The organism is Enterococcus sp. VV15, from assembly GCF_005236045.1.
Lineage (GTDB): Bacteria > Bacillota > Bacilli > Lactobacillales > Enterococcaceae > Enterococcus_B > Enterococcus_B durans.
Window position 1 is genome coordinate 1 of sequence record NZ_QPTY01000104.1, and the last position, 881, is coordinate 881.

Annotated in this window: 1 protein-coding gene; it reads left to right on the top strand. The window is 35.4% G+C overall.

The window, feature by feature from the left end:
- The coding region (locus DVW83_RS14775) for a phage tail protein (RefSeq protein WP_446717772.1) at positions 1–881 on the top strand (881 nt) is incomplete at both ends.

Genomic DNA, 881 nt, shown 5'->3' on the forward strand with positions numbered 1-881 from the left:
ATAGGTGCAGCTTTACCAGGGATTATTTCTGGTGGATTGGCAGTAATTGGTGGATTTATCACAGGAATTGCGCAAGGTCTACCGCATCTTTCATTATCCGTAGCTCAATTGGTAATGACTTTCACTAGTTCACTATTACTATTAATACCAACAATTGTTCAATCCGCTACCTCAATTATTACAGCATTTTTAGGAGCATTGACGATAGCACTTCCTCAAGTTGTAGTTGCAGGAGCTAATTTGATTAATGTTTTACTCCAAGGTATTACGCAACAATCACCAGTTCTTGTGGGAAATATGGCGGTTTTAATTACCACGTGGTTAGCTTCATTAAATTCGTATTTACCAATGGTATTACAAGCTGGTTTTTCTTTATTAATTAATTTTTTACAAGGTATTGCCAATAATATAGGCCAAGTCACGCAACAGGCATTAAATATCATTTTGAATTTTGCACAAGTGATCGCACAAAACATGCCAACAATTGTAAATACAGCTGTTAATTTAATGGTGAATTTTACGAATACGTTAGCTTCTAGAATGCCAGATATCATCAGTGTAGCCGCTAAACTAATTGTGAATTTTGTTAACGGAATCGCAAATAATTTAGGTCAGATAATTAACGCCGCTGTTAATTTAATCGTTAAATTTTTGAAAGGAATTGCCAATAAAATTCCAGATATTGTGAATGCAGCGATGGATTTAGTTGATGCAATGGTACGTGGAGTTGTGCAATCCCAAGGACGATTGATGGATGCTGTGATTGATCTTGTGAATGGTTTTGCTGATAACATTAGAAATCGCCAAGAGATCGTTAGAAATGCAGCATTTAATTTATTGGATGCTATTCTAGGTGTATTTGTTCCAGATGCTTTATTAGA